The organism is Mycobacterium sp. NGS33 (genome assembly GCF_059812885.1).
Genome location: NZ_JCALDN010000001.1, coordinates 339,451 through 362,691, shown reverse-complemented (window position 1 = coordinate 362,691; position 23,241 = coordinate 339,451). Strand labels below are relative to the sequence as shown.

At 67.9% G+C, this 23,241-nt stretch carries 21 protein-coding genes; 16 read left to right on the top strand and 5 right to left on the bottom strand.

Annotated features, from left to right (window positions below; all coding sequences use genetic code 11):
* Positions 1 to 62 precede the first annotated feature (62 nt).
* The 6 genes from AC5Y5B_RS01475 (at position 63) to AC5Y5B_RS01450 (ending at position 9,033) form a co-directional block, all read left to right on the top strand.
* Positions 63 to 4,013 carry a DNA-directed RNA polymerase subunit beta' gene (locus tag AC5Y5B_RS01475; protein WP_112634694.1) on the top strand — a complete coding sequence of 1,317 codons (3,951 nt, stop codon included), beginning with the start codon at positions 63 to 65 and terminating at the stop codon, positions 4,011 to 4,013.
* 95 nt (positions 4,014 to 4,108) lie between these two features.
* The gene (locus AC5Y5B_RS01470; RefSeq protein ID WP_112634693.1) at positions 4,109 to 4,864 is read left to right on the top strand and encodes a deoxyribonuclease IV; all 756 of its coding nucleotides are present in this window, start codon (positions 4,109 to 4,111) and stop codon (positions 4,862 to 4,864) included.
* Positions 4,865 to 4,918: 54 nt separating this feature from the next.
* Positions 4,919 to 6,547 (top strand): acyl-CoA dehydrogenase family protein, encoded by a 1,629-nt coding sequence (locus AC5Y5B_RS01465; protein WP_112634692.1) that lies wholly within the window; start codon positions 4,919 to 4,921, stop codon positions 6,545 to 6,547.
* Positions 6,548 to 6,608: 61 nt separating this feature from the next.
* Positions 6,609 to 7,547: a crotonase/enoyl-CoA hydratase family protein gene (locus AC5Y5B_RS01460; RefSeq protein WP_112634691.1), complete on the top strand. Its 939-nt coding sequence runs from the start codon at positions 6,609 to 6,611 to the stop codon at positions 7,545 to 7,547.
* A gap of 2 nt (positions 7,548 to 7,549) precedes the next feature.
* Positions 7,550 to 8,269 carry a PaaX family transcriptional regulator C-terminal domain-containing protein gene (locus AC5Y5B_RS01455; protein WP_500002925.1) on the top strand — a complete coding sequence of 240 codons (720 nt, stop codon included), beginning with the start codon at positions 7,550 to 7,552 and terminating at the stop codon, positions 8,267 to 8,269.
* Positions 8,266 to 9,033, top strand: coding sequence for a crotonase/enoyl-CoA hydratase family protein (locus tag AC5Y5B_RS01450; RefSeq protein ID WP_112634689.1), 768 nt, complete (start codon positions 8,266 to 8,268; stop codon positions 9,031 to 9,033). Before AC5Y5B_RS01455 ends, AC5Y5B_RS01450 begins: the two co-directional genes overlap by 4 nt.
* Before the next feature lie 4 nt (positions 9,034 to 9,037).
* Here the strand turns inward: AC5Y5B_RS01450 and AC5Y5B_RS01445 are convergent, their stop codons facing one another.
* Entirely contained in the window at positions 9,038 to 9,520 is a 483-nt protein-coding gene (locus AC5Y5B_RS01445; protein ID WP_112634688.1) for a DUF3060 domain-containing protein, read from the bottom strand.
* Between the two features lie 45 nt (positions 9,521 to 9,565).
* Positions 9,566 to 9,943: a DUF3060 domain-containing protein gene (locus tag AC5Y5B_RS01440; RefSeq protein WP_500002920.1), complete on the bottom strand. Its 378-nt coding sequence runs from the start codon at positions 9,941 to 9,943 to the stop codon at positions 9,566 to 9,568.
* A gap of 197 nt (positions 9,944 to 10,140) precedes the next feature.
* Here AC5Y5B_RS01440 and AC5Y5B_RS01435 point away from each other — a divergent pair, with 197 nt between their 5' ends.
* The 9 genes from AC5Y5B_RS01435 to AC5Y5B_RS01395 all read left to right on the top strand — a co-directional run bounded on the left by AC5Y5B_RS01435 (position 10,141) and on the right by AC5Y5B_RS01395 (position 19,353).
* Positions 10,141 to 10,785, top strand: coding sequence for a TetR/AcrR family transcriptional regulator (locus AC5Y5B_RS01435; protein ID WP_112634686.1), 645 nt, complete (start codon positions 10,141 to 10,143; stop codon positions 10,783 to 10,785).
* Positions 10,786 to 11,043: 258 nt separating this feature from the next.
* Positions 11,044 to 11,418, top strand: a complete 375-nt coding sequence (gene rpsL, locus AC5Y5B_RS01430) for a 30S ribosomal protein S12 (protein WP_007767794.1) — start codon at positions 11,044 to 11,046, stop codon at positions 11,416 to 11,418.
* Positions 11,418 to 11,888 carry a 30S ribosomal protein S7 gene (rpsG, locus tag AC5Y5B_RS01425; RefSeq protein WP_066869309.1) on the top strand — a complete coding sequence of 157 codons (471 nt, stop codon included), beginning with the start codon at positions 11,418 to 11,420 and terminating at the stop codon, positions 11,886 to 11,888. Before rpsL ends, rpsG begins: the two co-directional genes overlap by 1 nt.
* Before the next feature lie 81 nt (positions 11,889 to 11,969).
* Complete coding sequence (fusA, locus tag AC5Y5B_RS01420; protein ID WP_500002914.1) at positions 11,970 to 14,075, top strand: elongation factor G; 2,106 nt, start codon at positions 11,970 to 11,972, stop codon at positions 14,073 to 14,075.
* 99 nt (positions 14,076 to 14,174) lie between these two features.
* Positions 14,175 to 15,365 (top strand): elongation factor Tu, encoded by a 1,191-nt coding sequence (tuf, locus tag AC5Y5B_RS01415; protein ID WP_044483827.1) that lies wholly within the window; start codon positions 14,175 to 14,177, stop codon positions 15,363 to 15,365.
* 155 nt (positions 15,366 to 15,520) lie between these two features.
* A complete protein-coding gene (locus AC5Y5B_RS01410) occupies positions 15,521 to 16,291 on the top strand; it encodes a PE family protein (protein ID WP_500002911.1) in 771 nt (256 codons plus the stop codon).
* 91 nt (positions 16,292 to 16,382) lie between these two features.
* Complete coding sequence (locus AC5Y5B_RS01405) at positions 16,383 to 17,222, top strand: SHOCT domain-containing protein (RefSeq protein WP_112632702.1); 840 nt, start codon at positions 16,383 to 16,385, stop codon at positions 17,220 to 17,222.
* Positions 17,223 to 17,312: 90 nt separating this feature from the next.
* Positions 17,313 to 18,140 carry a mycofactocin-coupled SDR family oxidoreductase gene (locus tag AC5Y5B_RS01400; protein WP_112632701.1) on the top strand — a complete coding sequence of 276 codons (828 nt, stop codon included), beginning with the start codon at positions 17,313 to 17,315 and terminating at the stop codon, positions 18,138 to 18,140.
* A 25-nt stretch (positions 18,141 to 18,165) separates the two neighbouring features.
* Positions 18,166 to 19,353 (top strand): NAD(P)/FAD-dependent oxidoreductase, encoded by a 1,188-nt coding sequence (locus tag AC5Y5B_RS01395; RefSeq protein WP_112632700.1) that lies wholly within the window; start codon positions 18,166 to 18,168, stop codon positions 19,351 to 19,353.
* 7 nt (positions 19,354 to 19,360) lie between these two features.
* Here the strand turns inward: AC5Y5B_RS01395 and AC5Y5B_RS01390 are convergent, their stop codons facing one another.
* Positions 19,361 to 20,188, bottom strand: a complete 828-nt coding sequence (locus AC5Y5B_RS01390; RefSeq protein WP_500002907.1) for an inositol monophosphatase family protein — start codon at positions 20,186 to 20,188, stop codon at positions 19,361 to 19,363.
* A gap of 460 nt (positions 20,189 to 20,648) precedes the next feature.
* Between AC5Y5B_RS01390 and AC5Y5B_RS01385 the strand changes: the two genes are divergently transcribed.
* The gene (locus tag AC5Y5B_RS01385; protein WP_500002904.1) at positions 20,649 to 21,509 is read left to right on the top strand and encodes an aldo/keto reductase; all 861 of its coding nucleotides are present in this window, start codon (positions 20,649 to 20,651) and stop codon (positions 21,507 to 21,509) included.
* On the opposite strand, the gene AC5Y5B_RS01380 is transcribed toward AC5Y5B_RS01385, so the two are convergent.
* Both AC5Y5B_RS01380 and mftR read right to left on the bottom strand, forming a co-directional pair.
* Entirely contained in the window at positions 21,496 to 22,551 is a 1,056-nt protein-coding gene (locus AC5Y5B_RS01380; protein ID WP_500002901.1) for a DUF2332 domain-containing protein, read from the bottom strand. The genes AC5Y5B_RS01385 and AC5Y5B_RS01380 overlap by 14 nt on opposite strands.
* Positions 22,548 to 23,144 carry a mycofactocin system transcriptional regulator MftR gene (gene mftR / locus AC5Y5B_RS01375; RefSeq protein ID WP_165821786.1) on the bottom strand — a complete coding sequence of 199 codons (597 nt, stop codon included), beginning with the start codon at positions 23,142 to 23,144 and terminating at the stop codon, positions 22,548 to 22,550. The genes AC5Y5B_RS01380 and mftR overlap by 4 nt, the downstream gene beginning before the upstream one ends.
* Positions 23,145 to 23,241: the final 97 nt, after the last annotated feature.

Genomic DNA, 23,241 nt, shown 5'->3' with positions numbered 1-23,241 from the left:
TCCCGTTGCAGCCAAGCCAGCCTCGTATTGGTAACTAAACCCGCAAGGGGAAAGGGAGTTACGTGCTCGACGTCAACTTCTTCGATGAACTCCGTATCGGCCTGGCCACCGCGGAGGACATCAGGCAATGGTCTTACGGCGAGGTCAAGAAGCCGGAGACGATCAACTACCGCACGCTGAAGCCGGAGAAGGACGGCCTGTTCTGCGAGAAGATCTTCGGACCGACTCGCGACTGGGAGTGCTACTGCGGCAAGTACAAGCGCGTCCGGTTCAAGGGCATCATCTGTGAGCGCTGTGGCGTCGAGGTGACCCGCGCCAAGGTGCGTCGCGAGCGGATGGGTCACATCGAGCTGGCCGCTCCCGTCACGCACATCTGGTACTTCAAGGGCGTGCCGTCACGGCTGGGGTATCTGCTCGACCTGGCGCCCAAGGATCTCGAGAAGATCATCTACTTCGCCGCCTACGTCATCACCTCGGTCGACGATGAGATGCGCCACAACGAGCTCTCGACGCTCGAGGCCGAAATGATGGTGGAGCGCAAGGCGATTGAGGACCAGCGCGACGCCGACCTGGAGGCCCGGGCACAGAAGCTCGAGGCCGACCTGGCCGAGCTGGAGGCCGAGGGTGCCAAGGCCGACGCGCGCCGCAAGGTTCGCGACGGCGGCGAGCGCGAGATGCGTCAGCTGCGCGACCGGGCCCAGCGCGAGCTGGACCGGCTCGAGGAGATCTGGACGACCTTCACCAAGCTGGCCCCCAAGCAGCTGATCGTCGACGAGAACCTTTACCGCGAGCTGATCGACCGCTTCGGTGAGTACTTCACCGGCGCGATGGGCGCGGAGTCGATCCAGAAGCTGATCGAGAACTTCGACATCGACGCCGAGGCCGAGATCCTGCGCGACGTGATCCGAAACGGCAAGGGGCAGAAGAAGCTTCGCGCCCTCAAGCGGCTCAAGGTGGTCGCCGCGTTCCAGCAGTCGGGTAACTCCCCGATGGGCATGGTGCTCGACGCCGTCCCGGTGATCCCGCCGGAACTGCGCCCGATGGTGCAGCTCGACGGTGGCCGGTTCGCCACGTCGGACCTCAACGACCTGTACCGCCGCGTGATCAACCGCAACAACCGCCTCAAGAGGCTGATCGACCTCGGCGCGCCCGAGATCATCGTCAACAACGAGAAGCGGATGCTGCAGGAGTCGGTGGACGCGCTGTTCGACAACGGCCGTCGCGGCCGCCCGGTCACCGGGCCGGGTAACCGCCCGCTGAAGTCGCTGTCGGACCTGCTCAAGGGTAAGCAGGGCCGGTTCCGCCAGAACCTGCTCGGTAAGCGCGTCGACTACTCGGGCCGTTCGGTCATCGTGGTCGGTCCGCAGCTCAAGCTGCACCAGTGCGGTCTGCCCAAGCTGATGGCGCTGGAGCTGTTCAAGCCGTTCGTGATGAAGCGACTGGTCGACCTCAACCACGCGCAGAACATCAAGAGCGCCAAGCGCATGGTGGAGCGTCAGCGTCCCCAGGTGTGGGATGTCCTCGAAGAGGTCATCGCCGAGCACCCGGTGCTGCTGAACCGCGCACCCACCCTGCACCGCCTGGGTATCCAGGCCTTCGAGCCGATGCTGGTGGAAGGCAAGGCAATCCAGCTGCACCCGCTGGTGTGTGAGGCGTTCAACGCGGACTTCGACGGTGACCAGATGGCGGTGCACCTGCCGCTGTCCGCCGAGGCGCAGGCCGAGGCCCGCATCCTGATGCTGTCGTCCAACAACATCCTGTCGCCCGCGTCGGGCCGTCCGCTGGCCATGCCGCGTCTGGACATGGTGACCGGTCTGTACTACCTGACCACCGAAGTCGACGGCGACAAGGGCGAATTCAAGCCGGCCGCCAAGGACGAGCCCGAAGTCGGGGTGTACTCCTCACCGGCCGAGGCGATCATGGCGTCCGACCGTGGCGTGCTGTCGGTGCGGGCCAAGATCAAGGTGCGGCTGACCCAGTTGCGTCCGCCGGCCGAGATCGAGGCCGAGCTGTTCGGCGCCAACGGCTGGCAGCCGGGCGACGCCTGGATGGCCGAGACCACCTTGGGCCGTGTGCTGTTCAACGAACTGCTGCCGGTGGGCTACCCGTTCGTGAACAAGCAGATGCACAAGAAGGTGCAGGCGTCGATCATCAATGACCTGGCCGAGCGCTACCCGATGATCGTGGTCGCGCAGACCGTGGACAAGCTCAAGGACGCCGGTTTCTACTGGGCGACCCGCAGCGGTGTCACGGTCTCGATGGCCGACGTGCTCGTCCCGCCGCGCAAGAAGGAGATCCTCGACCACTACGAGGAGCGGGCCGAGAAGGTCGAAAAGCAGTTCCAGCGTGGTGCTTTGAACCACGACGAGCGCAACGAGGCGCTGGTGGAGATCTGGAAGGAAGCCACCGACGAGGTCGGCCAGGCGCTGCGTGAGCACTACCCGGCCGACAACCCGATCATCACGATCGTCGACTCGGGCGCCACGGGTAACTTCACCCAGACGCGAACGCTGGCCGGCATGAAGGGTCTGGTGACCAACCCGAAGGGTGAGTTCATCCCGCGTCCGGTCAAGTCCTCGTTCCGTGAGGGCCTGACCGTGCTGGAGTACTTCATCAACACCCACGGCGCTCGAAAGGGCTTGGCGGACACCGCGTTGCGTACCGCCGACTCCGGGTACCTGACCCGTCGTCTGGTGGACGTGAGCCAGGACGTCATCGTCCGCGAGCACGACTGCGAGACCGAGCGCGGCATCCTCGTCGAGCTGGCCGAGCGTCAGCCCGACGGCACGCTGATCCGCGACCCGTACATCGAAACCTCGGCGTACGCACGGACTCTGGGCGCCGACGCGGTCGACGAGGCCGGCAACGTCGTCGTGGCGCGTGGCGAGGACCTGGGTGACCCGTCGATCGAAGCCCTGCTGGCCGCGGGCATCACGCAGATCAAGGTGCGCTCGGTGCTGACGTGCACCACCGGCACCGGCGTGTGCGCGACCTGCTACGGGCGGTCCATGGCCACCGGGAAGCTGGTCGACATCGGCGAGGCCGTCGGTATCGTCGCGGCGCAGTCCATCGGTGAGCCCGGTACCCAGCTGACCATGCGCACCTTCCACCAGGGTGGTGTCGGTGAGGACATCACCGGCGGTCTGCCCCGGGTCCAGGAGCTGTTCGAGGCCCGCATCCCGCGCGGCAAGGCGCCGATCGCCGACGTCACCGGCCGGGTCCGTCTCGAGGACGGTGAGCGGTTCTACAAGATCACCATCGTTCCCGACGACGGCAGCGAAGAGGTCGTGTACGACAAGCTGTCCAAGCGGCAGCGGCTGCGGGTGTTCAAGCACGAGGACGGTTCCGAGCGGGTGCTGTCCGACGGCGACCACGTCGAGGTGGGCCAGCAGCTGATGGAGGGTTCGGCCGACCCGCACGAGGTGCTGCGCGTGCAGGGCCCCCGCGAGGTGCAGATCCACTTGGTCCGCGAGGTCCAGGAGGTCTACCGGGCCCAGGGTGTGTCGATCCACGACAAGCACATCGAGGTGATCGTTCGCCAGATGCTGCGCCGCGTCACCATCATCGACTCGGGCTCGACGGAGTTCCTGCCCGGCTCGCTGATCGACCGTGCGGAGTTCGAGGCGGAGAACCGCCGCGTGGTGGCCGAGGGTGGCGAGCCCGCCGCCGGCCGTCCGGTGCTGATGGGTATCACGAAGGCGTCGCTGGCCACCGACTCGTGGCTTTCTGCGGCGTCGTTCCAGGAGACCACGCGAGTGCTGACCGATGCGGCGATCAACTGCCGCAGCGACAAGCTCAACGGTCTGAAGGAGAACGTGATCATCGGAAAGCTGATCCCGGCCGGTACCGGTATCAACCGGTACCGCAACATCCAGGTGCAGCCGACCGAGGAGGCCCGGGCCGCCGCGTACACGATCCCGTCCTACGAGGATCAGTACTACAGCCCGGACTTCGGCCAGGCCACCGGTGCCGCGGTGCCGCTGGACGACTACGGCTACAGCGACTACCGCTAGTCCACAACGACAAAGCCCCGGGGTTCGCCCCCCGGGGCTTTGTCGTTGCCCCTTGCGCCGTCGCGGCCGTCGTAGCCCCTCACTAGACTGGCCGCGTGCTCATCGGTTCACACGTCCGCAATGACGACCCGCTGGCCGCCGCGCAGGCCGACGGCGCCGACGTGGTGCAGTTCTTCCTCGGCAACCCGCAGAGCTGGAAGAAACCCAAACCCCGCGAGGACGCCGAGGCGCTCAAGGCGTCGACCGTGCCGCTGTACGTCCATGCGCCGTACCTCATCAACGTGGCGTCGGCGAACAACCGCATCCGGATCCCGTCGCGCAAGATCCTGCAGGACACCTGCGACGCGGCCGCGCAGATCAACGCGACGGCGGTCATCGTGCACGGCGGCCACGCCGACGACGACGACATGGAAGCCGGCTTCGAGCGGTGGGTCAAAGCGCTGGACTACCTGGAGTCGGACGTGCAGGTGTATCTGGAGAACACAGCCGGCGGCGACCACGCGATGGCCCGCTATTTCGACACCATCGGCCGGCTGTGGGATCACATCGGCGACAAGGGAATTGGCTTCTGCCTGGACACCTGTCACGCCTGGGCCGCCGGCGAGGCCCTGATCGACGCGGTCGACAGGATCAAGGCCCTGACCGGGCGCATCGACCTGGTGCACTGCAACGACTCGAGAGACGCGGCCGGGTCCGGCGCGGACCGGCACGCCAACTTCGGCACCGGCCAGATCGACCCGCAGCTGCTCGTCGCGGTGGTCGAGGCCGCCGGCGCCCCAGTGATCTGCGAGACCGCGGACGAGGGCCGCAAGGACGACATCGCCTTCCTGCGGGACAACGTCACGGGCTGACCACCCGCTGTTACACCTCTTGTGCAACTGTCGGGAAAATGTAACATTGGGGGCATGTCGGATACGCATGTCGTCACCAACCAGGTCCCGCCCCTGGAGAACCACAACCCCGCCAGTTCCCCGGTGCTCATCGAGGCCCTGATCCGCGAGGGCGGCCAGTGGGGCCTGGACGAGGTGAACGAGGTCGGCGCGCTGTCGGCCACCCACCAGGCGCAGCGGTGGGGCGAGCTCGCCGACCGTAACCGGCCCATCCTGCACACCCACGACCGCAACGGTCACCGCGTCGACGAGGTCGAATACGACCCCGCCTACCACGAACTGATGCGCGCGGCGGTCGCCCACGGCATGCACGCCGCACCGTGGGCCGACGAGCGCCCGGGCGCGCACGTCGTCCGCGCCGCCAAAACGTCGGTGTGGACGGTCGAGCCGGGCCACATCTGCCCGATCTCGATGACGTACGCCGTCGTGCCCGCGCTGCGCTGCAACCCCGACCTGGCCAAGGTGTACGAGCCGCTGCTGACCAGCCGCGAATACGACCCCGAGCTCAGGCTGGCGACCACCAAGCGGGGCATCACCGCGGGCATGTCGATGACGGAGAAGCAGGGCGGCTCCGACGTGCGCGCCGGCACCACCGAGGCGACCCCCAACGCCGACGGCTCCTACAGCCTGACCGGGCACAAGTGGTTCACCTCCGCGCCGATGTGCGACATCTTCCTGGTGCTCGCGCAGGCACCGGGCGGCCTGTCGTGCTTCCTGCTGCCGCGGGTCCTGCCCGACGGCACCCGCAACCGGATGTTCTTGCAGCGGCTCAAGGACAAGCTCGGCAACCACGCCAACGCGTCCAGCGAGGTCGAGTACGACGGTGCGATCGCGTGGCTGGTGGGGGAGGAAGGGCGCGGTGTGCCCACCATCATCGAGATGGTCAACCTCACCCGGCTGGACTGCACCCTGGGCAGCGCCACCAGCATGCGCACGGGTCTGACCCGCGCGATCTACCACGCTCAGCACCGAAAGGCCTTCGGCGCCTACCTGATCGACCAGCCACTGATGCGCAACGTGCTGGCCGACCTGGCCGTCGAGGCGGAGGCGGCCACCATGGTCGCGATGCGGATGGCCGGGGCCACCGACCAGGCCGTGCGCGGCGACCAGCGCGAGGCGCTGCTGCGCCGGATCGGCCTGGCGGCCAGCAAGTACTGGGTGTGCAAGCGCTCCACCCCGCACGCCGCCGAGGCCTTGGAATGCCTGGGCGGCAACGGCTATGTCGAGGACTCGGGCATGCCGCGGCTGTACCGGGAGGCGCCGCTGATGGGCATCTGGGAGGGCTCGGGCAACGTCAGCGCGCTGGACACGTTGCGCGCCATGGCCACTCGCCCCGAATGCGTCGAGGTGCTGTTCGACGAACTCGCCGACGGCGCGGGCCAGGACCCGCGACTGGCCGGTCACGTCTCGCGGCTGCGCGATCAGCTGGCCGACCTGGAGACCATCGCCTACCGCGGCCGCAAGGTCGCCGAAGACATCTGCCTGGCGCTGCAGGGCTCGCTGCTGGTGCGCCACGGCCACCCCGCGGTCGCCGAGGCCTTCCTGACGACCCGGCTCGACCGCCGGTGGGGTGGCGCGTTCGGCACCATGCCCGACGGGCTCGACCTCGCACCGATCCTGGAGCGGGCGCTGGTAAAGGGCTGAGCCACAACATGACTTGCGCCGACGACGATGCAGAGCGAAGCGATGAGGAGGAGCGGCGCCGATGACCCACGCGATCAGGCCGGTGGACTTCGACAACCTCAAGACGATGACCTACGAGGTCACCGACCGGGTTGCCCGCATCACCTTCAACCGGCCGGACAAGGGCAACGCGATCGTCGCGGACACCCCGCTGGAGCTCTCGGCTTTGGTGGAGCGCGCCGACCTCGACCCGAATGTGCACGTCATCCTGGTGTCCGGTCGCGGGGAGGGCTTCTGCGCGGGTTTCGACCTGAGCGCCTACGCCGATCGCACCGGCTCGGCGGGCGGCACCGGCGCGTATCAGGGGACGGTGCTGGACGGAAAGACCCAGGCGGTCAACCATGTGCCGGATCAGCCGTGGGACCCGATGATCGACTACCAGATGATGAGCCGCTTCGTGCGCGGCTTCTCCAGCCTGATGCACGCCGACAAGCCGACGGTGGTCAAGATCCACGGCTACTGCGTGGCCGGCGGCACCGACATCGCGCTGCACGCCGATCAGGTGATCGCCGCCGCCGACGCCAAGATCGGCTACCCGCCCACCCGGGTGTGGGGCGTTCCCGCGGCCGGCCTGTGGGCGCACCGGCTCGGCGACGCGCGCGCGAAAAGGTTGTTGTTCACCGGTGATTGCATCACCGGCGCGCAGGCCGCCGAGTGGGGATGGGCGGTCGAGGCGCCGGATCCGGGCGACCTCGACGAGCGCACCGAGCGGCTGGTCGAGCGGATCGCCGCGGTGCCGGTCAACCAGCTGATCATGGTCAAGCTCGCGCTGAATTCCGCGCTGCTGCAACAGGGCGTGGCGACCAGCAGGATGGTCAGCACGGTGTTCGACGGCGTCGCGCGGCACACGCCCGAGGGCCACGCCTTCGTCGCCGACGCGGTCGAGCACGGCTTCCGCGAGGCGGTGCGACACCGCGATGAACCGTTCGGCGACCACGGCCGCCGCGCGTCCGGGGTTTAGCCGTGCCGGACCTGACAGCGCGGTCGGTGGTGCTCAGCGTGCTGCTCGGCGCGCACCCCGCCCACGCGCGTGCGAACGAATTGGTCCGACTCACTGCCGATTTCGGCATCAAGGAGTCGACGCTGCGGGTTGCGCTGACCCGCATGGTCGGCGCCGGTGACCTGATCCGCTCGGCGGACGGCTACCGGCTCTCGGATCGCCTGTTGGCCCGTCAGCGGCGCCAGGACGATGCCATCGACCCGCGGGTACACCCGTGGAGCGGGGAGTGGATCACGCTCATCGTGACCAGCGTGGGCAAGGACGCGCGGACCCGGGCGGCCCTGCGAACGACCTTGCACGACAAGCGTTTCGGTGAGCTTCGCGAAGGCGTTTGGATGCGCCCCGACAACATCGACGCGGGACCCGGTCCCGAGGTCGCGGCCCAGGCGCGGGTGCTGCGGGCGCGCGACGACGACCCCGCCGAGCTGGCCGGTCGGCTGTGGGACCTGCCCGCCTGGGCGCGGATCGGTCACGAGCTGCTCGACGAGATGGCCGCCGCGCCAGACATTCCCGGCCGCTTCGTGGTGGCGGCCGCGATGGTGCGCCACCTGCTCACCGATCCGGTGTTGCCCGACGAGCTACTGCCGGCCGGCTGGCCGGGCGCCCGGCTCCGGGCGGCCTACCACGACTTCGCCGCTGAGCTGCTCCAGCGGCGCGAACCACTATTTGCGGAGGCGACATGACTGATCCGGTGCGGGTCGAGCGCAACGGCCCGGTGACCACGGTGATCATCAACCGGCCGAACGCGCGCAACGCGGTCAACGGCCCGACGGCCGCCGCGCTGTACGCGGCCTTCGAGGAGTTCGACCGCGACGACTCCGCATCGGTGGCCGTGCTGTGGGGCGAGGGCGGAACCTTCTGCGCCGGAGCCGATCTGAAGGCCTTCGGCACGCCGGACGCCAACGCTGTGCACCGCAGCGGCCCCGGCCCGATGGGCCCGACGCGGATGGTGCTGTCCAAGCCGGTCATCGCCGCGGTGAGCGGTTACGCCGTCGCCGGGGGCCTGGAGCTGGCGATCTGGTGCGACCTGCGGGTCGCCGAGGAGGACGCGGTGTTCGGCGTGTTCTGCCGGCGCTGGGGGGTCCCGCTGATCGACGGCGGCACCGTGCGGCTGCCCCGGCTGATCGGCCACAGCCGCGCGATGGACATGATCCTCACCGGCCGCGCGGTGGCCGCCGCCGAGGCCCAGGCCATCGGGTTGGCGAATCGTGTTGTCCCCAAAGGTCAATCGCGCCAGGCCGCCGAGGGATTGGCGGCCCAACTGGCGGCGCTGCCGCAGCAGTGCCTGCGCTCCGACCGGCACTCGGCGTTACATCAGTGGGGGACAACGGAATCCGACGCGCTCGACTTCGAATTCGCCAGCATCTCCCGGGTGGCCGCGGAGGCGAACGAAGGGGCCGGGCGCTTCGCGGCGGGCGCCGGCCGGCACGGTGCGCCGGCCGGCTGACGCCTCAGCTGCCCTTGTTGATCGTGTTGCTCTGGCCGATCTTGTCGACCTTGGGGTCACCGTCTTTGTAGGTGATGGTGTTGTTCATGCCCAGCACCGTGATGCGGGTGTTGACCTTGTCGAAGGTGATCTTGTTGTTGGTCCCGGTGACGGTGGCCGTCTCACAGGTGCCCGTGATGGTCAGGGTGTTGTCCGAGCCGCCGACGTTCAGCGACTTGCCGCTGGCGCAGTCCAGCGTGGCGGTGGTGCCCATCGATCCGTAATTGATCGTGTTGCCGATCTCGATGGACGCGGTGGTGCTGGCCCCGCTGGATCCCGTGGTAGGCGCGGCGCCCGCACTGGTCGTCGTCGTGGTCTTCGTGGTGGTCGTCGAAGTGCCGGCCGGCGGGTTGGCCGTCGAACTGCAGCCGGCCAGCACCAGGGCCGCGGCGGCCGGCGTCACGGCGAGCACGGCCAGGCGCTGCGAACGGTCACGGATGTAGGCCATGTGTCCTCGATTCCCCTCGATTCCGATGATGGTGTGCGGCGTGGCTCAGCCCGGCACCTGCTGCAGCCGGTTGGTCATGCCCAGTTCGCGGCCGCGGTCCCACAGGGCGGGCTGGCCGTTCTTGTAGAACACCGTCTGGTTGTAGCCGTACACGGTGATGTCGTGCGAAACCGAGTCGGCGATGACGGTGTTCGACGAACCCATCACCGTCACGGCGTAGCAGTTGCCGAGCGCGGTGACGGTGATGCCGGAGCCGTTGACCATCAGCGTGGCGTCGTTGCAGTCGATCGTCTGCTCGATGTCCTGCCCGACGATGTGGGTGTCGCCGTTCTTGGCCTGCGCGATGCCCGCTGGGGCGGCGGCGCCGGCGACGACGGCGATAACACAGATGACCAGTGACCCGGCGACAGTCGTCCACTTCACTGCGGGCCCCCTTTTTCGACGGGTCGGCTGCTCGAGACGAGCAAGCATGACATTACGTGCATTTGCCTGCCCGGTGGCAGAGTTTATTTTCCTTCGCCGCGCCCCCGTATCGCCTCCGGGCGATGAATGTCCGGGCGGGCGTCAACTAGAGTCATTAGTTAACCGCAACCCGTTCACGCAATCGAAGGGCGACCGCCATGGCAGCTCCACCGGATCCGCCGTCGGCGGCCGGACGCCAACGCGCGGGACGGCCCGCGTCCCGTCCGGCCAAGCTCAGCCGGGACGGGATCATCGACGGCGCGCTGACGTTCCTGGATCGCGAGGGATGGGACGCCCTGACCATCAACGCGCTGGCGATGCAGCTGGGCACCAAGGGCCCGTCGCTGTACAACCACGTGGACAGCCTGGAGGACCTGCGCCGCGCGGTGCGCATCCGCGTGATCGACGACATCATCATGATGCTCAACCGGGTCGGCGAGGGCCGCGCCCGCGACGACGCGGTGTTGGTGATGGCGGGGGCCTACCGCAGCTACGCCCACCACCACCCGGGCCGCTACTCGGCCTTCACCCGGATGCCGCTGGGCGGTGACGATCCCGAGTACACCGCCGCGACCCGCGGGGCGGCCGCGCCGGTGATCGCCGTGCTCTCGTCCTACGGCCTGGACGGCGAGGCGGCCTTCCATGCGGCGCTGGAGTTCTGGTCCGCCCTGCACGGCTTCGTTTTGCTGGAGATGACGGGCGTGATGGACGACATCGACACCGACGCGTTGTTCTCCGACATGGTGCTGCGGCTGGCGGCCGGCCTGGAAAGGCGCACCGCCGCCGATGGTGCGCGCTACTAGCCGGATAGCCTCCGCCGTCGCTTTGACCTGCGAGACCGGCGGCGGGTATTGTGGTCCCTCGTGCCTGGCGGCTTACGGCGCCTAACCGTAAGGGAGTGGATGCCGGGCGAATTCGCGTGTCCACGAAGCATCGGACCTTCTCCGGTGCGCAGCGCATGCGACACACCCGGACGCGGGGTGACGCGGACGGGCATAACTGCAGTACACAGACTTGAAAACGCTAGAAGTATGCCGAACACGAACACAGAAAGCCGGTAGATGCCAACCATTCAGCAGCTGGTCCGCAAGGGTCGCCGCGACAAGGTCGCCAAGGTCAAGACCGCGGCCCTGAAGGGCAGCCCGCAGCGCCGTGGCGTATGCACCCGCGTGTACACCACCACCCCGAAGAAGCCGAACTCGGCGCTTCGGAAGGTCGCCCGCGTGAAGCTGACGAGCCAGGTTGAGGTCACGGCCTACATCCCCGGCGAGGGCCACAACCTGCAGGAGCACTCGATGGTGCTGGTGCGTGGTGGTCGTGTGAAGGATCTGCCCGGTGTCCGGTACAAGATCATCCGCGGATCGCTGGACACCCAGGGTGTCAAGAACCGCAAGCAGGCTCGCAGCCGTTACGGCGCCAAGAAGGAGAAGAGCTGATGCCGCGCAAGGGGCCCGCGCCGAAGCGTCCGTTGGTCAATGACCCGGTTTACGGGTCGCAGCTGGTGACGCAGCTGGTGAACAAAGTTCTGCTGGACGGGAAGAAATCGCTGGCCGAGCGCATTGTTTATGGTGCGCTCGAACAGGCCCGCGACAAGACTGGCACCGACCCGGTGATCACGCTCAAGCGGGCCATGGACAACGTCAAACCCTCCCTCGAGGTGCGCAGCCGCCGCGTCGGTGGCGCTACCTACCAGGTCCCGGTCGAGGTCCGTCCGGATCGCTCGGTCACGCTGGCACTGCGCTGGCTGGTCAGCTTCTCCAAGCAGCGCCGCGAGAAGACCATGGTCGAACGACTGGCCAACGAGATCCTGGACGCCAGCAACGGCCTCGGAGCCGCCGTCAAGCGGCGCGAGGACACCCACAAGATGGCCGAGGCCAACCGCGCCTTCGCGCACTATCGCTGGTAGGGGGCGGCGTCCAACGGCAGTGCGGCCGGGCGCAAACCGACAGCGAACTAACCAAGCAATCGAAAGAGTGGGAAGACTTCTGTGGCACAGAAGGACGTGCTGACCGACCTCACCAAGGTCCGCAACATCGGCATCATGGCGCACATCGACGCCGGCAAGACGACGACGACCGAGCGCATCCTCTACTACACCGGTATCAGCTACAAGATCGGTGAGGTGCACGACGGCGCCGCCACCATGGACTGGATGGAGCAGGAGCAGGAGCGGGGGATCACCATCACCTCCGCGGCCACCACCTGCTTCTGGAAAGACAACCAGATCAACATCATCGACACCCCCGGGCACGTCGACTTCACCGTCGAGGTGGAGCGCAGCCTGCGCGTGCTCGACGGTGCCGTGGCCGTCTTCGACGGCAAGGAGGGCGTCGAGCCGCAGTCCGAGCAGGTGTGGCGCCAGGCCGACAAGTACGACGTCCCGCGCATCTGCTTCGTCAACAAGATGGACAAGATCGGGGCCGACTTCTACTTCTCCGTGAAGACCATGGAGGAGCGTCTGGGCGCCAACGCCATCCCGATCCAGCTGCCCGTGGGCTCCGAGGGTGACTTCGAGGGCATCGTCGACCTGGTCGAGATGAACGCCAAGGTGTGGCGCGGCGAGACGAAGCTGGGCGAGACCTACGACACCATCGAGATCCCCGCCGAGCTGGCCGAGAAGGCCGAGGAATACCGCACCAAGCTGCTCGAGGCCGTCGCCGAGACCGACGAGGCGCTGCTGGACAAGTACCTCGGCGGCGAAGAGCTCACGGTGGCCGAGATCAAGGCCGCCATCCGCAAGCTGACCATCAGCTCGGAGGCCTACCCGGTGCTGTGCGGCAGCGCCTTCAAGAACAAGGGTGTGCAGCCGATGCTGGACGCCGTCATCGACTACCTGCCCTCGCCGCTGGACGTGCCGCCGGCCGTCGGCCACGCCCCGGGCAAGGAGGACGACGAGGTCACCCGCAACCCGTCGACCGACGAGCCGTTCTCCGCGCTCGCGTTCAAGGTGGCGACGCACCCGTTCTTCGGCAAGCTGACCTACGTCCGGGTGTACTCGGGCAAGGTCGACTCCGGCAGCCAGGTCATCAACGCCACCAAGGGCAAGAAGGAGCGGCTGGGCAAGCTGTTCCAGATGCACTCCAACAAGGAGAACCCGGTGGAGACCGCCTCGGCCGGTCACATCTACGCCGTGATCGGGCTCAAGGACACCACCACCGGTGACACCCTGAGCGACCCGAACCAGCAGATCGTGCTGGAGTCGATGACCTTCCCCGACCCGGTCATCGAGGTGGCCATCGAGCCCAAGACGAAGAGCGACCAGGAGAAGCTGTCGCTGTCGATCCAGAAGCTCGCCGAGGAAGACCCGACCTTCAAGGTGCACCTGGACCAGGAGACCGGCCAGACCGTCATCGGCGGCATGGGCGAGCTGCACCTGGACATCCTGGTGGACCGGATGCGCCGCGAGTTCAAGGTCGAGGCCAACGTCGGTAAGCCGCAGGTGGCCTACAAGGAGACCATCAAGCGGGCCGCGAACAACGTCGAGTTCACCCACAAGAAGCAGACGGGTGGCTCGGGTCAGTTCGCGAAGGTGATCATCAACCTCGAGCCGTTCACCGGCGAGGACGGTGCGACCTACGAGTTCGAGAACAAGGTGACCGGTGGGCGCATCCCCAGGGAGTACATCCCGTCGGTGGACGCCGGTGCCCAAGACGCCATGCAGTACGGCGTGCTGGCCGGCTACCCGCTGGTGAACCTGAAGGTCACCCTGCTCGACGGGGCGTTCCACGAGGTCGATTCGTCGGAAATGGCCTTCAAGATCGCCGGTTCCCAGGTGCTGAAAAAGGCTGCGCAGCAAGCACAGCCGGTCATCCTGGAACCGATCATGGCCGTCGAGGTCACCACGCCCGAGGACTACATGGGCGACGTGATCGGCGACTTGAACTCCCGCCGTGGCCAGATCCAGGCCATGGAGGAGCGGAGCGGTGCGCGCGTGGTCAAGGCGCATGTGCCGCTGTCGGAGATGTTCGGCTACGTCGGCGACCTGCGGTCCAAGACCCAAGGCCGGGCGAACTACTCCATGGTCTTCGACTCCTACGCCGAAGTGCCGGCGAACGTGTCAAAGGAGATCATCGCGAAGGCGACGGGCCAGTGAGAAAGCCCTCGGAGTAATCTTGCCCGGTTACAACCGCGGCACAACGGAAAACACCAACACTGCTTTAACAAGCACCAACTAGTCCAGGAGGACACAGAAGTGGCGAAGGCGAAGTTCGAGCGGACGAAGCCGCACGTCAACATCGGGACCATTGGTCACGTTGACCACGGCAAGACCACGCTGACCGCGGCTATCACCAAGGTTCTGCACGACAAGTACCCCAACCTGAACGAGTCGCGCGCATTCGACCAGATCGACAACGCGCCCGAAGAGCGTCAGCGCGGTATCACCATCAACATCTCCCACGTGGAGTACCAGACGGAGAAGCGTCACTACGCGCACGTCGACGCCCCGGGTCACGCCGACTACATCAAGAACATGATCACCGGTGCGGCCCAGATGGACGGCGCGATCCTGGTGGTCGCCGCCACCGATGGCCCGATGCCGCAGACCCGCGAGCACGTGCTGCTGGCCCGCCAGGTGGGTGTGCCCTACATCCTGGTCGCGCTGAACAAGGCCGACATGGTCGACGACGAGGAGCTGCTCGAGCTCGTCGAGATGGAGGTCCGCGAGCTGCTGGCCGCCCAGGAGTTCGACGAGGACGCCCCCGTCGTGCGGGTCTCGGCGCTCAAGGCGCTCGAGGGTGACGCCAAGTGGGTCGAGTCGGTCGAGCAGCTGATGGAGGCCGTCGACGAGTCCATCCCGGACCCGGTCCGCGAGACGGAGAAGCCGTTCCTGATGCCCGTCGAGGACGTCTTCACCATCACCGGTCGTGGCACCGTGGTCACCGGTCGCGTCGAGCGCGGCATCATCAACGTCAACGAAGAGGTCGAGATCGTCGGCATCAAGCCGACCAGCACCAAGACCACCGTCACCGGCGTGGAGATGTTCCGCAAGCTGCTCGACCAGGGTCAGGCCGGCGACAACGTCGGGCTGTTGCTGCGCGGTATCAAGCGTGAGGACGTCGAGCGCGGTCAGGTCGTGACCAAGCCCGGCACCACCACGCCGCACACCGAGTTCGAGGGCCAGGTCTACATCCTGTCCAAGGACGAGGGCGGCCGGCACACGCCGTTCTTCAACAACTACCGCCCGCAGTTCTACTTCCGCACCACCGACGTGACCGGTGTGGTGACGCTGCCGGAGGGCACCGAGATGGTGATGCCCGGTGACAACACCAACATCTCGGTGAAGCTGATCCAGCCCGTCGCCATGGACGACGGCCTGCGGTTCGCGATCCGTGAGGGTGGCCGCACCGTCGGCGCCGGCCGGGTCGTCAAGATCATCAAGTAGTTCGAACCACCGCAAAGCCCGGATCGCCGCCTCGGCGATCCGGGCTTTGTGCTTCTGCGCCCGGGCAACGCGGGAGAAATCAAGCGGCGGGGCCGCCGGCTGGTTTAGGATTTGCTCATAATTCTGCTGACGCCTAGGCGTGCGGGGAGGTGCCGATGTCATACGTTCAAGCGACTCCCGAATTCGTGGCGGCGGCCGCGGGGGACCTGGCCCGGATCGGGTCGACGATCACCTCCGCCAACACCGCCGCGCTCGGACCGACCTCGGGTGTGCTGGCGCCCGGCGCCGACGAGGTGTCGGCGAGCATCGCCGCCCTGTTCGATGCGCATTCCCAGGTCTATCAGGCGCTGAGCGCACAGGCGGCCGCGTTCCACAGCCAGTTCGTGCAGTTGATGAACGGTGGTGCGGCGCAGTATGCGTTCGCCGAGGCCGCCAACACCTCGCCCCTGCAGAGCGCGGCGGGCCCGGCGTCGATGGCCGCGCAGGTTCCGGCGGTGAGCGCCGGGGCCGTGGGAACGTCCGCGCCGACCGCGCCCGCGGGGCCCCTGGCGGCGGCGGTGGCGCCGGCCGCGGCGGCGGCCACCCCGGCACCGGCGGGCACGCCGGTCGCGGCGGCTCCGTCGGGATCGGCGACGCTGGCCTCGGCCACCATGCCCGCCGGCGCGGCGCGGGTGGCAACGCCGGCCTACGCCCCGGCGGCCTCGCCGGCCACCGTCCAGCCGGCGGCATCGGCGGCGACGCCTCTCGCCAACCCCGCCGCGTCCATGCAGACCGCGGTGGCGCCGCAGAGCTCTGCGGCCCCGGCGATGCCGGTCTCGGCGCGTACCGTCCCGCACGCGCCGGCCGCCGGGCAGCCGGCGCACCCGGCGCAGCAGGCGACACCGCCGGTCCGGCGGGTGCCGATCGTGCCGCCCGAACCGGTGTAGGCGACCGGAAGCGGTTTGCGCGTATCGCGTTCGCCGCGACCGCGGCGGCGCTAATCTGACACGGATTCCCCAGTAAGCCGAGGAGGGGCATGTGTTAGCGCGCTACCTGAAGGCACAGTTGATCGTTTTGCTGTGCGGTGGGCTGGTCGGACCGATCTTCTTGATCGTGTACTTCACGCTCGGGTTGGACAACCTGCTGCAGTGGATGTTCTACGTCGGCCTGCTCATCACCGTGGCCGACGTGTTGGTCGCGCTCGCGTTGGCGAACTACGGGGCCAAGTCGTCGGCCAAGGTGGCCGCACTCGAGCAGAACGGGGTGCTGGCGCTCGCCCAGATCACCGGGATCACCGAGACCGGGACGTGGGTCAACAACCAGCAGGTCGTCAAGGTGCACCTGCACATCGCGGGACCCGGGCTGGTGCCGTTCGACAGCGAGGACCGGGTGATCGCCAGCGTGACGCGGCTCGGCAACCTCAACGCCCGCAAGGTGGTGGTCCTGGTGAACCCCACCACCAGCGAATACCGGATCGACTGGGAGCGAAGCGCTTTGGTCAACGGCCTGGTGCCCGCGCAGTTCACCGTCGCCGAAGACAACACGACGTATGACCTGAGCGGGCAGGCCGGGCCGCTGATGGAGATTTTGCAGATCCTCAAGGCCAACAACGTTGCGCTCAACCAGATGGTCGACATTCGGTCGAACCCGGCGCTGCGCGCCCAGATCCAGGCGGTGGTGCGTCGCGCGGTCGAGCAACAGGCGCCGGCCGCCCGACCGGCGCCGGCCGCCGCGGCGCCCGCGGCGTCGGCCGTCGTCACGCCGCCCGAACCGACGATCGCCGCGCGGCTGCAAGAGCTGAAGGATCTGCACGCCAGCGGGGCCCTGACCGACGCCGAATACAGCAGCCGGCGCGCCGCGATCATCTCCGAAATCTAGGCGCCCGCCCGGCAAGGCCGGGTGAATTAGAACACGTTTCAGTTCCGCTGCTAGCCTGGCTTGATCTATCGGCGGTCGAAGGGATTACGCGTGGCCGGACAGGGCGGATCACTGCAGGGGCGGGTCGCATTCATCACGGGGGCCGCCCGCGGGCAGGGACGCTCGCACGCGGTGCGGCTGGCCCGTGAGGGCGCCGACATCATCGCGTTGGACATCTGCGCTCCGGCGTCGGCCAGCGTGACCTACACGCCGGCCACCCGCGAGGACCTCGACGAGACGGCCCGCCTCGTGGAGGGCGAGGGCCGCAAGATCCTCGCCCGTGAGGTCGACGTCCGCGACGACGCCGCGCTGCGGCAACTGGTGGCCGACGGCATCGAGCAGTTCGGCCGGCTCGACATCGTGGTGGCCAACGCCGGCGTGCTGAGCTGGGGCCGCATCTGGGAGCTCACCGACGAGCAGTGGGACACGGTCATCGGCGTCAACCTGACCGGCACGTGGCGCACGCTGCGCGCCACCGTCCCCGCCATGATCGAGGCGGGAAACGGCGGCTCCATCGTGGTGGTCAGCTCGTCGGCGGGAATCAAGGCCACCCCGGGCAACGGCCACTATTCGGCCAGCAAACACGGGCTCACCGCGCTGACCAACACGCTGGCCATCGAGCTCGGCGAGTTCGGCATCCGGGTCAACTCCATTCACCCGTACTCGGTGGACACCCCGATGATCGAACCCGAAGCGATGATGGAGATTTTCGCCAAGCATCCCAGCTTCGTGCACAGCTTCCCGCCAATGCCGGTGCAGCCCAACGGCTTCATGGGGGCCGACGAAGTGGCCGACGTGGTGGCCTGGCTCGCCGGCGACGGCTCGGGCACCCTCACCGGCACCCAGATCCCGGTGGATAAGGGTGCCCTAAAGTACTGAGCGGCCATCGTGCTAAGAACTCCACGTGAGTAGTGACGCAAGCGCCGCCAACGGAATCGTGATCGTCGGGGGCGGATTGGCCGCCGCCCGCACCGCCGAGCAGCTGCGGCGCTCGGAGTATTCCGGGCCCATCACGATCGTCAGCGACGAGGTGCACCTGCCCTACGACCGGCCGCCGCTGTCCAAGGAGGTGCTGCGCAAAGAGGTCGACGACACCGCGCTCAAGCCGCGCGAGTGGTACGACGAGAACGACATCACCCTGCGACTGGGCTCGGCCGCTACCGGTCTGGACACCGCGGCGCAGACGGTGACGCTCGCCGACGGAACGACGCTTGGCTACGACGAACTCGTCATCGCCACCGGGCTGGTGCCCCGGCGCATTCCGGCGATCCCGGACCTCGAGGGCATCCGCGTGCTGCGGTCGTTCGACGAAAGCCTGGCGCTGCGCGAGCACGCGTCGGCCGCGCAGCGCGCCGTCGTCATCGGTGCCGGCTTCATCGGCTGCGAGGTGGCGGCCAGCCTGCGCAGCCTGGGCGTGGACGTGGTGCTGGTGGAGCCGCAGCCGACCCCGCTGGCCGCGGTCCTCGGCGAGCAGATCGGCGAGCTGGTGGCCCGGCTGCACCGCACCGAAGGTGTCGACGTGCGCCTCGGCGTCGGGGTCGCCGAGGTGCGTGGTGACTCCCGCGTCGAGGCGGTGGTGTTGAGCGACGGCACCGAGCTGCCGGCCGACATCGTGGTGGTCGGCATCGGGTCGCGCCCGGCGACCGAATGGCTCGAGGGCAGCGGCGTGCAGGTCGACAACGGCGTCATCTGTGATGAAGCCGGACGCACCAGCGCGCCGAATGTGTGGGCGCTCGGTGACGTCGCGTCGTGGCGCGATGCGACGGGACACCAAGGGCGCGTTGAACATTGGAGCAACGTCGCCGATCAGGCCCGCGCCGTGGTGCCCGCGATGCTGGGGCAGGATGTGCCGGCGGTGGTGGTCGTCCCGTACTTCTGGAGCGACCAGTACGACGTCAAGATCCAGTGTCTGGGCGAGCCGGAGGCCGGCGACATCGTCCACATCGTCGAGGATGACGGCCGCAAGTTTTTGGCCTACTACGAACGCGACGGGGCCCTGGTCGGGGTGGTCGGCGGCGGGATGCCCGGCAAGGTGATGAAGGTGCGCGCCAAGATCGCCGCGGCCGTGCCCATCGCCGAAATACTGGGCTGAGCCGCCACTAGCCCACGGCGCCCGCGTACCGGTCGCTGGGGACCTCGGTGTTGAGCAGCACCGCGGCGAGTTGCTCGGCGATGCCCGGCGCGGTGACGATCGTCGACGCGGACTGGTGCGTGTGCGGGTTGCCGTGCGCATCGGTGAGCCGCGCCCCGGCTTCGCGGGCGATCAGGGTCCCCGCGGCCGTGTCCCACGGCTTGTTGGACATCATCACGCAGGCGTCCAGTGCGCCCTCGGCGACGAAGGCGAGGTCCAGCGTCGCCGCCCCGATCATCCGGATCCGCTCGACGCGGGGGACCAGCTCGGTGGTGATCGCCAGCCGGTGCTCGTTGAGCCGGCCGGCGTCGTGGCCGACGGCGTAGTCGCCGAGGGACACGATCGCCGCGCTGAGGCTGTCGGTGGCGCTGGCGGTGATCCGCTGCCCGTTGACGAACGCGCCCTTGCCCTCGACGGCGTGGTAGGTCTTGCCGATCAGGGGAGCGTGGGTGACCGCCACCACGGTGCGCCCGGCGCGCAGCAGGGCCAGCGAGACTGCGCACAACGGCAGTCCGTGAGCGAAGTTCGACGTCCCGTCGATGGGGTCAAGAACCCAAAGCCACTCGGAACTTTCGATCTCCGGTTGTTGTTCGGACTCTTCGGCCAGCAGCGCGATGTCGGGTGTGGTCTGGGCAAGGTAGGCGGCGATGTCGCGCTGGATCGTCAGGTCGACGTCGGTGACCGTGTCGCGATCACCCTTGTGCTGCACCGAACTCGGCTGAGATTTCTTGAGCGTTCCGGCACCGATTTGTGTTGCCTGCCAGGCTATTTCGAAAAGCTCTTGCATTGTCTTCACGGGACGGGTCTGCCTCGCTTCCGGTGTTGGCGTGCGGTCGGCGTTTTTCGAGCATAAGGGATCGGCGATTTCGTGTCGCGCGCACCCCGGGTGCCGCGACGCGAAATCGAAAGCACTTAGCACATCGAGTTTTTGGGCTTGATCACCGCCGTTTGCAGCACTTCGATGGTTGCTGCGGCGGCACTGTAGCCGGTGTCACATAATTGCCATCACGGCGGCACCAAAGCCATTGTGCTGGAAATACGTAACTGCGCGGCGGCGCGAATTTTGCTGTGTCGTCATGCCTCGCGGTGTGCGGTGCACCGCTTGCGGGGCTCGGTTACTGTCTGCAGGCGAACGATGTGGCGGCCTCGCACGATGCGGCGGGCCGGCGCAATCGCCCGGCTCGATGGCCGCCGCCGAATCGTCGTTCCTTACCAGTAAATCCAGTAATCCACATTGGCAGGCAGGTGATTGGCAAGTGACAGTGATTGATGAGACGTTCAGCTCGCCCAGCGCGATTCCGACCGTCGCTCTCAACGACGAGGCGAAGATGCCCGTGCTCGGCTTGGGGGTAGCCAAGCTGTCCGACGAGGAGACGGAAAGCTCGGTGCTCGCGGCGCTTCAGGCCGGCTGCCGCCTCATCGACACCGCCGCCTCCTACGGAAACGAGGAAGCCGTCGGGCGCGCGATAGCCGCCTCGGGCGTTCCCCGCGAGGAGCTGTTCGTCGCCACCAAGCTGGGCACCTCCAGGCAGGGCTTCGACACCGCGCAGGAATCGTGCAAGCGGAGCCTGGACCGGCTCGGGCTGGACTACCTCGACCTCTACCTGATCCACTGGCCGGCACCGAAATTGGGTAAGTACGTGGAGAGTTTCGAGGGCATGAAGGTGGCCCGCGACGAGGGACACGTGCGCTCGATCGGCGTATGCAACTTCACCGAGGACCTGCTGGCAACCGTCATCGAGGAAACCGACGAGGTGCCCGCGGTGAATCAGGTCGAGCTGCACCCGCGCCTCAACCAGGCCGAGCTGCGCCAGGCGCACGCCCAGCACGACGTGACGACGCAGTCCTACAGCCCGCTGGGCGTCGGCCGGCTGATCGAGGAACCGGTGGTGACGTCCATCGCCGCCGAGTACGGCCGCACCCCCGCGCAGGTGCTGGTGCGCTGGAACCTGCAGTTGGACAACGTCGTCGTGTCGCGGTCGTCCAGGCCCGAACGCGTCGCCCAGAACCTGGACGTGTTCGACTTCACCCTGGACCCCGAGCACATGGCGGCCATCGAGGGATTGCACGACGGCACCCGCGTGCTGCACGACCCGATGACCTTCATGGGGACCTGAGCCAGTCCACCGGCGGGCCGTGCGGATGGCATTGGCCGAGCAGCTGCGGATCGCCGTCCGGCCAGACGCGGGCGCGCACCACGAACTTGATCGGTGCGCCCGGGCCGGCGCGCGTGGGCTCCATCGTGAGGTGGGCGAACGGCGCGCGCGCGTCGGCCCGCGCGGCCAGGGCGTGAACGTGGGCCCGCACCGCGCCGCGTTCCTCGGCGGACAGGTACTGCCAGGTGATCGAGTGCCACAAGACCGTCAGCGCACCGTCGGCCGGCGTCAGGCCGGCGACGGCGTCGGCCGCCGTCTTGCGCTCGAGCGCCGCCGGGACCCGGCGGGCGATGTCGATGGCGCCGCGCAGCCGGGCCAGTCGGGCGTCCTGGTCGGGCCACACGTAGCTCAGCACCGTCATCTCCCCGTCGGTGGTCGCGACGTCGATGGGCGCGATGTCATACCCATGGCGCGCCACGATCGGCACGTCGCGGCGGGGCGGCAGCGCGCCGCGCCACGCGTCGTCGATGGTCACCGGCGAGCCGGCCGGTCCCCACTGGCCGCCGGCGAAGAGGTAGCGGTAGCGGTCGGCACGCAGGTTCAGTCCCGCGCTCGAGCCGATCTCGAAAAGCCTTATCGGTAAGCCGAATTCGTGATTGATGCGCAGCAGTCCGCCGATCAGCGCGGCTGATCTGCCCACCTCGTTGGTCTGCGGTGGGTGGGCCAGCGCCGCGCGCAACGCCTCGACGTGACCGGCCGCGGTGTCCAGGATTTCACGCCACGCGCGGTCGGCATCCCACACGCCGCCGGTGCTGGGATAGAAGCGGCGCAACCGCGCCGCCCGGCCGTCGAGCACCAACCGGTGCAACCCGCCGAGCAACCGCAGCGGCACCGCGTCGCGCGACGGGGCGTCCTCGCGCCCGGACAGGACGGTCGCGAACACGCCGCCGGCTTCCACGTCGCCGGCCACCAGTTCGAACAGCTCGCCGTACATCCTCGAACCCGACGACGCGCAGAATTTGCCCTGAGACCGCAAGGTGTGCACCAGGTGCTCGGCCGTCACCTGTCCAGCCCGTCCAGCCCGGCGCCGACGGCGTCGAAGGCGTTGCCCAGGGCGACCGGCAGCGGGACGGATTCGTCGCTCAGCCAGTGCTCGTAGGCCGACAGTGCCACGCCGAGCATCGTCCAGGCGACGGTCTGGGGCAGCAGATCGGTCGTCTTGCAATCCAGGCGGCGGGCCACGAACCCGGCGATCACCTCTCGCCAGCCCGCGTACATCGTCATCGAATACGCTTGCAGCTCAGCGGTTTGCAGGATCACCCGCATGCGCTGGCGGTGCCGGGCCGTCTCGGATTCATCAAAGGTGTTGAACGCCAACAGCGCAGCGCGTAGCGCATCGCCCAGGCGCACGTCGGAATCGACGTTGTCGAGCAGATCACGCAGGTGCGCAAGGTGATTGTCGAAGTCGCCCCAGGGGATGGCGTTCTTGGACGCGTAATACCGGAACAGCGTCCGGCGGGAGATGCCGGCGGCCTGGGCGACATCGTCGACGCTCACGTCGGCGAAACCGCGCGCGCTGAACATGTCGATGGCGACGTCGGTGATGTGGTGCGGGGTGGTCGAGCGGCGCCTGCCCACCCGCGGCTGCGGCATCATCGGACCCCGCCCTTCCATTTCGGCACTCGATGCCATATTCTGACGGCGAGTGTGACTCAGATCCCATCGTTGTCAAGACCGCACGAAAGGCAAGGCC